The 11,903-nt window shown below is 39.9% G+C and carries 11 protein-coding genes and 1 pseudogene; 8 read left to right on the forward strand and 4 right to left on the reverse strand.

The annotated features are described in order from the left end of the window. Positions 1–4 precede the first annotated feature (4 nt). Positions 5–2,545: a zinc-dependent metalloprotease gene (locus LPH68_RS12765; RefSeq protein ID WP_004315250.1), complete on the forward strand. Its 2,541-nt coding sequence runs from the start codon at positions 5–7 to the stop codon at positions 2,543–2,545. Positions 2,546–2,698: 153 nt separating this feature from the next. Further along, positions 2,699–3,607, forward strand: coding sequence for a mechanosensitive ion channel family protein (locus LPH68_RS12770; RefSeq protein WP_007767329.1), 909 nt, complete (start codon positions 2,699–2,701; stop codon positions 3,605–3,607). Positions 3,608–3,712: 105 nt separating this feature from the next. On the opposite strand, the gene LPH68_RS12775 is transcribed toward LPH68_RS12770, so the two are convergent. Then, positions 3,713–3,952, reverse strand: coding sequence for a hypothetical protein (locus LPH68_RS12775; protein WP_128859437.1), 240 nt, complete (start codon positions 3,950–3,952; stop codon positions 3,713–3,715). A gap of 69 nt (positions 3,953–4,021) precedes the next feature. Beyond that, positions 4,022–5,308, reverse strand: a complete 1,287-nt coding sequence (locus LPH68_RS12780) for an O-acetylhomoserine aminocarboxypropyltransferase/cysteine synthase family protein (RefSeq protein WP_128859438.1) — start codon at positions 5,306–5,308, stop codon at positions 4,022–4,024. A gap of 177 nt (positions 5,309–5,485) precedes the next feature. Here LPH68_RS12780 and LPH68_RS12785 point away from each other — a divergent pair, with 177 nt between their 5' ends. The 5 genes and pseudogenes from LPH68_RS12785 (at position 5,486) to LPH68_RS26625 (ending at position 8,531) form a co-directional block, all read left to right on the forward strand. Then, on the forward strand, positions 5,486–5,956 hold the full coding sequence (locus LPH68_RS12785) for an Lrp/AsnC family transcriptional regulator (RefSeq protein ID WP_004315247.1): 471 nt from the start codon (positions 5,486–5,488) through the stop codon (positions 5,954–5,956). Positions 5,957–6,172: 216 nt separating this feature from the next. Further along, complete coding sequence (locus LPH68_RS12790) at positions 6,173–6,799, forward strand: CatB-related O-acetyltransferase (RefSeq protein ID WP_151923085.1); 627 nt, start codon at positions 6,173–6,175, stop codon at positions 6,797–6,799. Positions 6,800–6,810: 11 nt separating this feature from the next. Beyond that, positions 6,811–6,939 (forward strand): annotated as a pseudogene (locus tag LPH68_RS12795) (GNAT family N-acetyltransferase); the annotation flags it as partial. A 77-nt stretch (positions 6,940–7,016) separates the two neighbouring features. Further along, positions 7,017–8,390 carry an MATE family efflux transporter gene (locus tag LPH68_RS12800; RefSeq protein WP_151923086.1) on the forward strand — a complete coding sequence of 458 codons (1,374 nt, stop codon included), beginning with the start codon at positions 7,017–7,019 and terminating at the stop codon, positions 8,388–8,390. Positions 8,391–8,399: 9 nt separating this feature from the next. Continuing rightward, positions 8,400–8,531 carry a hypothetical protein gene (locus LPH68_RS26625; protein ID WP_255679374.1) on the forward strand — a complete coding sequence of 44 codons (132 nt, stop codon included), beginning with the start codon at positions 8,400–8,402 and terminating at the stop codon, positions 8,529–8,531. A 22-nt stretch (positions 8,532–8,553) separates the two neighbouring features. Here LPH68_RS26625 and LPH68_RS12805 read toward each other — a convergent pair whose 3' ends face one another. Beyond that, entirely contained in the window at positions 8,554–8,772 is a 219-nt protein-coding gene (locus LPH68_RS12805) for a hypothetical protein (protein ID WP_151923087.1), read from the reverse strand. A gap of 249 nt (positions 8,773–9,021) precedes the next feature. On the opposite strand from LPH68_RS12805, the gene LPH68_RS12810 reads away from it, so the two are divergent. Then, positions 9,022–10,218: a PLP-dependent aminotransferase family protein gene (locus LPH68_RS12810; protein WP_151923089.1), complete on the forward strand. Its 1,197-nt coding sequence runs from the start codon at positions 9,022–9,024 to the stop codon at positions 10,216–10,218. On the opposite strand, the gene LPH68_RS12815 is transcribed toward LPH68_RS12810, so the two are convergent. After that, a complete protein-coding gene (locus LPH68_RS12815; RefSeq protein WP_151923090.1) occupies positions 10,210–11,622 on the reverse strand; it encodes a PLP-dependent aminotransferase family protein in 1,413 nt (470 codons plus the stop codon). The two genes, LPH68_RS12810 and LPH68_RS12815, sit on opposite strands and share 9 nt — an antisense overlap. Between the last annotated feature and the right edge of the window lie 281 nt (positions 11,623–11,903).

An 11,903-nucleotide genomic window follows, 5' to 3' on the forward strand; every position in this document is an offset into this window, starting at 1 on the left:
GTGTATGAATAGGAAAATTATATATTTCTCTTTGTTGTCTCTATTGTTGCTCTTTACTGTACAGGATGCTTGTGCACGTAAAAAAAAGGAGAAGTCGGCAAAAACGGAAATCAAAGGATATGAGAATCATTTAAAAGATTGTGTTGCTTCTGATTCGACGGGGTTAATGATCATGCACCGGACTAAAGATAAAGTTCTGGTAGAGTTTCCAGTCAGGTTATTGGAGAAAGAAATGCTTTTAGCCTCTTCGATTATTAATATCAGTGACAATGGAGAAGGAGTAGTCGGGCAGTTCACTTCTCCGGAAGTCATGTTCCGTTTTGTGAGAAATGGCAAAAAGTTGGAAGCAAGAATGATGACTAACCAACCTTTAATGCGTGAGGAAACGGGAAAAGAAGGAGTAGCATCTTCTTTGTTGAAGTCTGCTTCGGGAGGTGTCTATAAATCTTTTAAGATAGAAGCTTTTGCAAAAGACAGTTCTTCGGTTCTGGTTAACCTGGCTCCTTTATTTTTGGAACATTCGGATTACTCGAATCCTTTTTCGTCTTATGCACCTAATTCAATGTATGGAATGGTAACCCGGAAATTCAGATGTGACACTTCACGTTCTTTTTTAAAGGATATTCATAGTTATCCGGATAATATTTCGGTAACCTGTGTATTGGGATATGATGTGGATTATACTGCTTTCGGAACAATTACTATGCAACGAAATGTACCGGTGACGGTTACTGCAGCACGAATGTTGGTATTACTTCCGGAAACGCCGATGGATATCCGATATGCTAATCAAAAAGTGAATACGGCATTTCTAGTCCGTAAGCAGTATGTAGATGAGATGTCTCCTTTGAAAAGCACTCATTTAGTAAAACGTTGGCGTTTGGAGCCTTCGGACAAAGCTGCGTTTAAAAGGGGAGAAAAGGTAGAACCTAAAAAGCCGATAGTATTTTATATCGATACGTTAATGCCGGATTCTTGGAAACCTTATATCAAGGAAGGAGTAGAAGAATGGAATAAAAGTTTTGAGAAGATTGGCTATTTAAATGCTGTTCAGGCTAAAGAATGGCCGAAAGGAACAGACTTTTCTTCTTCCAACATCCGTCATTCTTCTATTTGTTATGCACCGGATTGGATGTATATGGCACAGACTTCTATGCACACAGACCCTCGTACCGGCGAAATACTGAATGCTTCAGTTTACATCCATCATAATTTTCTTTCTTTGTTATATAGCGGTCGTTGTACGCAGACTATGGCTTCTGATCCGACGGCCAGAACATTGACACTTTCGGAAAAGCAGATGGGAGAATTGTTAAAAGTCGGTATTGCACAGCAAGTAGGTCGTTGTTTGGGACTTACAGATAATATGGGGGCTTCTTATCATTACCCGGTAGACTCGCTCCGAAGTGCTGAATTTACGCGTCAGCACGGATTGACTGCTTCTGTTATGGATAACATAATGTGTAATTATATTGCCCAGCCGGAGGATGTTGAAAAGGGTGCTGTGTTAGTGCAACCGGGAATTGGTCCGTATGACTATTTCCCAATTCGTTATTTGTATGCTCCTGTTGTTGCTGATAAGCCGGAGAAGGAACTCGTTACTTTAAATAAATGGGTAGAAGATGCTTATACTGCTCATGAGTATCATTATGGGCCAAGACAGGAGTTTTATGCCCTATATGATCCGACTGCATTATATTGGGATCTCGGTGATGATCCGTTTAAAGCAGCAGATTATCAGATTCAAAATTTGAAAATTTCAATTGCAAACTTTATGAAGTGGTATGCAAAAGAGGATTATGATATAAGTCGGCGTGCAGAACTATATGCAAGTTTGATAAAGCTATTTACCAATAGAGCAATGGAATTATCATTCTGGATAGGTGGACTTTATCTGGATGAAGGAAAGGAAGGAATAAGCTTTCCGGTATCTAAGGAAATGCAACAGAAAGCATTGAATTATCTGGTGAAAATGTCGATGGATTTGGACTGGCTGACAAATGCTGAAGTTAAATCCAGTTTGGAATTACAGGATTTGATCGTAGATAAGACACGCAAATACATTTTTCAGTTATTATTCGACAGAATCCGTTATGTGGCATTATGCTCGGAGAAATCCGACGGAGAATACTCTGTAAAAAACTATATGGATGATATTCATTCTATTGTTTGGAAAGGAGTGTTGCAAAACAGAGTACTGACGAATACGGAGATGCTGTATCAAAATGCCTTTATTGATTATTTAGTAAAGAATATATCGAAAAATATGGGTGGAGGTACGGCTAAGAATGCCGGACGTCAGCAAGCTTTACGGGGAGATAGTTTTAAAATGGATATTTTTAATGAGGCTAATTCTTTCGTAATGGGTTGGCAGGCGCAGGATATAGTACCAGTGAACTCACATCAAGACGCCTCAGTTTATTGGGATATGCTATTAAAAATAAGAAATCTTTTGAGTAGCCGTATTTCATCTGCTTCTCCGGACATGAAGGAATATTATGGTTTTTTGATTTACAAAATAAATCAGATCTTAGATGATAACTGATATAAATGAAGTTGTATGCAATAAAGTGTAGGAAATAAAAGGAATAATAATCTCGATTATTAAAAAACTTTTTTATTTACGAGAAACAATATAACTTTGTAAATTGTTGAAATAACAAAACAACAATTTATTCATTTAATATACATTTTAATTATGCTACTATTATTGCAAGCAACACAAGCTGCGGACTCTGTGCAAGTGGCTGCAGATGAATTAATAAAAGAGGCGATTGCCAATGCTGACGGCTTAGATAAACTTTCGCTGATTACTCAACAACTGATAGACTTCGGTATTCGTGCCGGAGAACGTATATTGATTGCGATCCTTGTCTTTGTCGTCGGACGTTTCCTCATCTCGCTGCTCAACAAGTTTATCAGACGCCTGATGGATAAACGAAAAGTGGATGTAAGTATCAAAACTTTCGTTAAAAGTCTGGTCAATATTCTGTTGACGATTCTGTTAATCATTTCTGTCGTTGGCGCTCTAGGGGTTGAAACCACTTCGTTCGCAGCTTTATTGGCTTCTGCCGGTGTTGCTGTCGGTATGGCTTTATCCGGCAATCTGCAGAACTTTGCCGGGGGATTGGTTATTCTTTTGTTCAGACCTTATAAAGTTGGCGATTGGATAGAAACACAGCAAGGTTCAGCTGGCACGGTAAAAGAAATTCAGATATTCCATACCATCCTTACTACCGCGGACAACAAACTGATTTATATTCCCAATGGTTCATTGAGCAGTGGAATAGTGACCAACTACAGTCATCAGGAAACCCGCCGTGTAGAATGGATTATTGGTATAGATTATGGAGAAGATTATGAGAAAGTACAGAAAATCGTTTATGAGATTCTTGCTGCTGATAAACGCATCCTGAATGAGCCGGTTCCCTTTGTGGCTCTTCATGCGTTGGACGCCAGCAGTGTGAATGTAGTGGCACGTGTATGGGTAAATAGCGGAGATTACTGGGGTGTTTATTTCGATATAAATAAAGCGATTTACGAAACCTTCAATGAAAAAGGTATCAACTTCCCTTTCCCACAACTTACAGTACATCAGGGAAATTAATTATTCTACGCTGATTATTACAAAAAACGAGGGAGTCTCACATTAAGTGAAACTCCCTTATTTTTTGGAAAACTTGTCTGGTGTGATTGAATAAATTTCTTTCTTTTATTTTATGCCGAAATCTTCAGCTAGTTCATATCTATCTTCTTTGATTCCCAGTACATGATTAATTTTTCTCCTTTTCTCGAGATCTTTAAAGTAGTTTTCCACAACCTGATAGAGATCGAAGTTAGTAGTTGATCCCGCGGCTAAATCGAGTGATTCCACCATCTTTTCTACGGCTTGATGGATTTTCTCTGCGTCTATCAGATGCAGTTCGTTGCTGTGTATTAAATGTTTTTCCATGACTGCAATGTTTTTAATGTTATTACAGATATAACATTCCGCAGTCATGGAAAGTTCAATGATTGAATGTTAGATTTTGGCAAGTGCCTGATCCAAATCCGCAATCAGGTCATCAATATGTTCTGTTCCGATGGATAGGCGTACGGTGCCCGGATAAATTTCCTGTTCGGCTAGCTCCTGTGCATTGAGTTGTGAATGGGTAGTGCTCGCCGGGTGGATCACCAATGATTTCACGTCAGCCACATTGGCAAGCAGGGAGAAAATCTCCAGGCTGTCGATGAAACGGTGTGCCTCGTCTTGTCCGCCTTTTACCTCGAAAGTGAAGATAGAACCGGCGCCATTCGGGAAATAACGTTGATATAGTGCATGGTCAGGATGGTTGGATAATGACGGGTGATTCACTTTCTTCACTTTCGGGTGATTGTTTAAGAAATTCACTACCTTCAATGCATTTTCTACATGACGCTCTACACGTAAGGAAAGAGTTTCCAGACCTTGTAACAGGATAAAAGCGTTGAATGGACTGATGGTAGCTCCTGTGTCGCGCAGCAAAATGGCACGGATGCGGATTGCATAGGCAGCCGGACCGGCTGCATCGACGAAGCGTACGCCATGATAGCATGGATCGGGTTCGGTCAGTTGTGGGAATTTGCCGGAGGCTACCCAGTCGAATTTACCTGAATCTACAATGACCCCTCCCAATGAGGAACCGTGTCCGCCAATGAACTTTGTTGCGGAATGTACTACGATATCTGCTCCGTGTTCGATGGGGCGGATTAAATACGGAGTTCCGAATGTGTTGTCAATAATCAAAGGTATTTTGTGGCGGTGGGCTATTTCTGCTACTGCTTCTATATCAATGATATTTGAGTTCGGATTTCCGAGGGTTTCGATAAATACAGCTTTCGTATTTTCCTGAATAGCTTTTTCAAAGTTCGACAAATCGCTTGGATCAACGAATGTTGTTGTGATGCCATAGCTGGGCAAGGTATGAGCCAGTAGGTTGTAGCTTCCTCCGTAAATAGTTTTGGATGCTACAATATGATCGCCTGCACGAGTGATATTCTCAAAAGCATAAGTGATGGCAGCGGCACCCGAAGCGACTGCCAGCCCTGCTACTCCTCCTTCAAGGGCGGCAACGCGTTGTTCAAAGACTCCTTGAGTGGAGTTGGTCAGACGGCCGTAGATGTTTCCTGGGTCCTGCAGACCAAAACGTGCGGCTGCATGGGCGGAGTTGTGAAATACATAAGAGGTGGTCTGGTAAATAGGTACTGCGCGGGCATCTGTTGCCGGGTCTGCTTGTTCTTGTCCTACATGAACCTGTAAAGTCTCGAAGTGTAATTTCTTTGTTGCCATAATCGTATATTTTTAAAGTTTATATTCTTTCTTTATTTTCTTGCAAAGTTATGAGATGAAGATATATCGAACAAGATATGGCTGAAATGTAGAAAATAATGCTATTTTTGTGCCGTTATATGGAATAATACAACTGCATTATTCTTGGAAATTACCTTTTAGAAGAATATTTTTCTTATGGATACTTTTGATAAACTGGATAAAGTAGATTTGCAAATACTCCGTACTTTGCAAGAGAATGCCCGATTGACAACGAAAGAGTTGGCTGCGCGAGTGAGTCTTTCTTCAACTCCTGTTTTTGAACGTCTTAAACGGTTGGAGAATGGAGGTTATATAAAGAAGTATATTGCCGTATTGGATGCGGAAAAACTGAATCAGGGATTTGTCGTGTTCTGCAGTGTGAAGCTTAGACGCCTGAACAGGGATATAGCGGCAGAGTTTACACGGATCATACAGGATATTCCTGAAGTAACCGAATGTTATAACATATCGGGAAGTTATGATTATCTGTTGAAGATTCATGCTCCCAACATGAAATACTATCAGGAGTTTATTCTGAATGTATTGGGAACGATTGACAGCTTGGGATCACTGGAAAGTACATTTGTGATGGCGGAAGTGAAGCATCAATATGGGATACATATTTAGTCCTTTGTGTGATAGTCTGAAATTTATCTTGTATATTTGCTATGTAATATAAATCCTGTTCTCCTAACACAATGAAATGGCAACTTTGTAAATAGCTTCGCCCATATGGATTGTAACAATAGAGAGTTCTGCTGCTACAACTGTTTGTGATTTAACGTAAGTCACAAGTTATTTTTTTTATTCTATTCAATAAACTATATAAAAGAAGCCATTACAATGAATTCGAACATATATCCTCGTTCTAATGATTTTCAGACTATTTATCTGAATATGGTGATTAAGAATCCTGCTATTATCGTAGGTGATTATACAATATACAATGACTTTGTAAATGATCCAGTTCTTTTTGAGAAAAACAATGTCTTATATCATTATCCGATTAATAAAGACCGCTTGATAATAGGAAAATTCTGCTCCATAGCCTGTGGAGCTAAGTTTCTTTTCAATAGTGCAAACCACACATTGAATTCTTTATCCAATTATACGTTTCCTATCTTTTTTGAGGAATGGAATTTAGATAAGGGGGATGTTACTTCTGCCTGGGATAATAAAGGGGATATAGTAATAGGTAATGATGTATGGATTGGATATGAAGCTGTTATCATGGCAGGAGTACACATCGGGAATGGAGCAGTCATTGCGTCGTGGGCAGTGGTTACTAAAGATGTTCCTCCTTATACAATAGTAGGCGGAACGCCAGCCAGGGAGATTAGGAAACGTTTTGATGAGCAAACGATTGCCCGATTGCAAGAATTGCAATGGTGGGATTGGAGTGTCGAAAAGATCTCCGAATGTATACCTTATATTACAGGTGGAAAGATAGAAGAACTAATGAAAAGATAAACAATGCATATATGAAATTTATAATAGAACCCGGAACTTCTGCTGATATAAATGAATTGGAAAAGCTGTATGATGAACTGAATGATTTTCTGGCAGCTACGATTAATTATTCCGGATGGATAAAAGGTATCTATCCAATTTATTTTATCCAACGGTTTTAAATCGGAGCCTGTTTTTCTTATAACTTTGCAGCTGATTTTAGAAAAAGAAGTTTGGAATGATAAATAAGTATGAAGCACGGCTAGGTACAGAGCGTATGTTGCCGCTCGTTTTCAAAATGGCGCTTCCCGCAGTAGTTGCCCAATTCGTCAATTTGCTGTATAGCATGGTCGACCGTATCTATATCGGACATATTCCGGGTATTGGTACTGATGCGTTGGCTGGGGTAGGAGTGACGACTTCTCTTGTTATACTGATTTCTTCTTTCTCGGCGATTGTAGGAGGAGGGGGCGCGCCATTGGCAGCCATGGCACTGGGACAGGGCGATCGTCTGCGTGCCGGAAAAATTTTGGGGAATGGTTTTGTCTTATTAATACTATTCACCCTGTTCACTTCGTTCATCGCATATACCTTTATGGAACCGATTTTGCTTTTTACGGGTGCTTCGGAAAATACGTTGGAATATGCGGTTGATTATCTTTCCATCTATTTATTAGGAACTGTTTTCGTTGAAATATCTACAGGACTGAATAGCTTTATTAATGCACAGGGACGGCCAGCCATTGCCATGTACTCCGTCTTGATCGGTGCCTTATTGAATATTATTCTTGATCCTATTTTCATTTTCTGGTTTGATATGGGAGTGAAAGGAGCTGCTTTGGCTACCGTATTGTCTCAAGCATGTAGTGCGGCGTGGGTATTGAGTTTTCTCTTTTCCCGTCGTGCTTCCTTACCTTTGGAAAAGCGTAATATGCGGTTGAGGCGGAAGATTGTATTCGCCATGTTAGCTTTGGGAATATCTCCATTTATAATGGCAAGTACGGAGAGTCTGGTTGGTTTTGTATTGAATAGTAGTCTGAAAAATTTTGGAGATATTTATGTCAGCGCATTAACTATCTTGCAAAGTGCGATGCAGTTTGCAAGTGTTCCGTTAACCGGTTTTGCGCTGGGATTTGTTCCGATTATCAGTTATAATTATGGTCATGGTGATAAACAACGTGTGAAAGACTGTTTCTGTATTGTGATGATAACCATGTTTTCATTTAATCTGTTATTGATGCTACTTATGATCTTGTTTCCTACAATTGTTGCATCTGCTTTTACCAGTGATGAAAAATTGATAGAAACAGTCCGCTGGACAATGCCTGTTTTCTTGGGCGGTATGACTATCTTCGGATTACAGCGAGCCTGCCAAAATATGTTTGTAGCATTAGGTCAGGCTAAGATTTCTATTTTTATTGCTTTGTTACGTAAAGTGATTCTACTGATTCCATTGGCATTGATATTGCCGCATTATATGGGAGTAACCGGTGTATATGCAGCCGAAGCAATATCCGATGCGACAGCGGCAATTTGCTGTACTTTGTTGTTCTTTTGGCAGTTCCCCAAGATTCTGGGGAAAATACAGGGGAATATTTTGCGTACAGATTAGAAACAGCCAATGTACAAAGCATTGGCTATTGAATCTTTTGCAATAGGTGATGACATCGGATTTGTAGCCATCAACAGACGGATGCAAGAGGTTGGAGTGGAAAAATATTATGAGGAAGTAAAAGACCTGCCTCGTTATTAGTTTATTACTAGTTTTCTCTGTTTCATTCCAGTTCCTGTGCATAAATGTTGATGGCGCGTAATGCCTTTGAGATTTCAGTCGGGGTGATGCCCTGACATTCTATTCTTAATACTTTTTCCCAGTCCTCCATATCTATATTCCATTTGTAGATTTGGGGACATAGGGTGAACAGCGCTGCGATATGTTTTATATCCCGTGCATTTCTAACCGAGGTTCGAAAAATGAGTATTTGCTCTTCCATAGTTACTATCAATTACTTTTGTTTTCAGTGCAAAGGTAGGTTTAAACAAGGTTCTGTATAGGATTATTCGACGAATGCCCTGATTACTCATGATGAAATAAGTAATACGGGAGATTAACTTCATATACTTATCCTTTGAAAAGTCAGTCATCTGTACCTGTCAATATATAAAAAAGTGTATCTGTTCTCGTCTTTCTTTTTTTATTTACTTTGCAGTGTTGTTTTAATCTCCTAATATACTTAAAGGTTATGAAGTTGAATTTTGCTAAAAGAATGTCTTATATAAAGGCTTCGGAAATAAGAGAGATATTAAAAGTCACCGAACAGGAAGATGTGATTTCGTTTGCAGGTGGTCTGCCTGCTCCGGAACTTTTCCCGATAGATGAAATCAATGAGATCAATCAGATCGTATTGAAAGAAGCAGGTACGAAAGCACTCCAATATACCACAACAGAAGGTTATGCCCCTTTGCGCGAATGGATTGCCAACCGAATGAACGAACGTTTGGGCACGGCTTTCGATAAAGATAATATTCTGATTACCCACGGCTCACAACAGGGGTTGGACTTATCCGGAAAAGTTTTTCTGGACGAGGGGGATGTCGTACTTTGCGAAAGCCCGACATATTTGGCTGCAATCAGCGCGTTCAAAGCGTATGGATGTAGCTTTATTGAAATTCCCACGGATGAGGACGGTATGATGATGGATGTTTTGGAAGAAATTTTGAGTAATACTCCTCATCTAAAGCTGATATATGCAATACCTACTTTTCAGAATCCTACAGGAAAGACGTGGAGCCTGGAAAGACGCAGGAAATTGGCTGAATTATCAGCAAAATACGGTGTTGCGGTTATTGAAGACAATCCGTATGGTGAGTTAAGGTTTGGAGGAGAATCTTTGCCATCTATAAAGTCTTTTGATGAGGCTGGAAATATCCTGTGTACAGGTAGTTTCTCGAAAATATTCTGTCCCGGCTTCCGGATCGGCTGGATTGCGGGGGATAAAGATATTATCCGCAAATATGTATTGGTTAAACAAGGCACGGATTTGCAATGCAACACTATTGCCCAAATGACCATTGCCGAATACCTGAAGCGCTATGACATTGATAAACATATTGCCAAAATAGTGGAAGTATACAGAAAACGCAGGAATGTAGCGATTGAAAGTATAGAGCGTTATTTCCCTGATACTATAAAGTTTACTCGTCCCGAAGGCGGATTATTTACATGGATAGAGCTTCCCGAAGGGATTTCGGCACGTGATGTTTTAGTCAGAAGCCTGGAGAAAAAGATTGCTTTTGTTCCGGGAGGCTCCTTTTATCCGAACGGAAACAAGGAAAATACGCTTCGTATCAACTACTCTAATATGCCCGAAGACAAAATAGAGAAAGGACTTAAAACCCTCGGCGAAGTGGTAAAAGAGTATATCAGTCAATCAGAATGATTCTTTGATAATGTTTCCCAAAACCTGCAGGCGTTCTTCAATGAAAGCACTCCATTGCTGACCGAAACTCAAGCGCATACAGTTTCTGTACTGGTCGTGCAGAGTAAACATGCGTCCGGGAGCAATGCTGATCTTATGTTGCATCGCTTTGTAATATAGTTCCGTGGTATCAATCTTTTTATTCAGTTCCACCCAAAGCATAAAACCTCCTTGTGGAGTGATGATTTTAGTGTCTTCGGGGAAATAATCGGTAATAGCTTGTGCCAAATGAAGACTGTTGGAATGTAGTTCATGGCGCAACTTGCGTAAATGATTCTCATACCTGCCGTTCTCCATGAAGTTGGCAATGGCTTCCTGATTGAGGGTAGGAGTGGATATTAAATGAATATGTTTCTGACGAATAATAGCATCCTTAAACTTACCGGGGGCAATCCAGCCTACCCGGTAACCGGGAGCTAACGTCTTTGATACAGAACCGCACCATAACACAAGTCCCTTTTCATCGAAAGCTTTACATGGTTTAGGGCGTGAATGTTCGAAGAATACATCACCGTATAAATCATCTTCAATCAGAGGAATATTGTGTTCCGCCAACATCTGTACTATCTCTTTCTTATGTTCATCGGGCATGCAACTCCCAAGCGGATTACTGAAATTACTGATAAGCAGGCATAGATTGATTTGCGGCAATACTTTTCTTAAAGCATCGGGCTCGATGCCTGTTACAGGATTGGTGGGCAGCTCCAACACTCGGATTCCCATGCTGTTGGCCAACTGCAATATCCCGAAATAAACAGGACTTTCAACAGCTATCGTGTCTCCTCTTTGAGCAATAACAGATAATGCCAAAGAGATGGAATTGGTCACTCCTGTGGTAGTAACAATATCATCTTCGGTCAGATTTCCATTCCAGCTATACGCAAAACGGGCAATATAGTTTCTCAAACGAATGTTTCCTTGAGGGTCTTCATACCTGGTGCCGTTTCCCGGAAGTGAATACATGGCCTTGGTCAATTCTTTATTGAGTTTAGCAATAGGCAATAAAATATCTTCCGGTATTCCCAGCGAAAAACGGGTGATAGACGAATCTTCGATGGAATGATATACTTCCATGATTAAGTCTGCTTCTTCCTTTCCCGGAGATTGGGCGGAAGGCTGTGTTGTTGTCGGCGCAGACAAATTTAGTGGCTTATAATTGACAATGTACCCTGATTTGGGGCGGGAAATGATGAATCCTTCCTTTTCCAATTCATAATATACCTGAATGGCTGTATTTAAACTTACGCCATACTCATTGCTGATAGTACGTAAAGAAGGTAATTTCTCGCCTGCTTTCCATATACCTGTTTTTATTTGCCAGGCGATAGTGTCGGCTATCTTTTGATATAGGATTTCTTTTTTCATGTTTATTCTGTATCCGGCAAAGATACAAAAATGATGTCTGTATCTGTTGCGTTTGATTGCAAATGATTCATTCAGTCATTTTTTATAATTACTTGCTATTCAGTTCTTAATTAAATGGGAATTTAGCGGTTAAATGAGAATATATCGGTTAAATGAGAATTTATCGGTTAGGCTGAAAGCCTTACAATTATATATTTATTGGGGTGCCCTGAAAGGGCTTAATTATATAGCGTAGGGCAACGCCCTACGAAAAAAACACACCAGCCACAAGCCCTGAAAGG

It is taken from the genome of Bacteroides sp. 1_1_30, assembly GCF_020982715.1.
Lineage (GTDB): Bacteria > Bacteroidota > Bacteroidia > Bacteroidales > Bacteroidaceae > Bacteroides > Bacteroides xylanisolvens.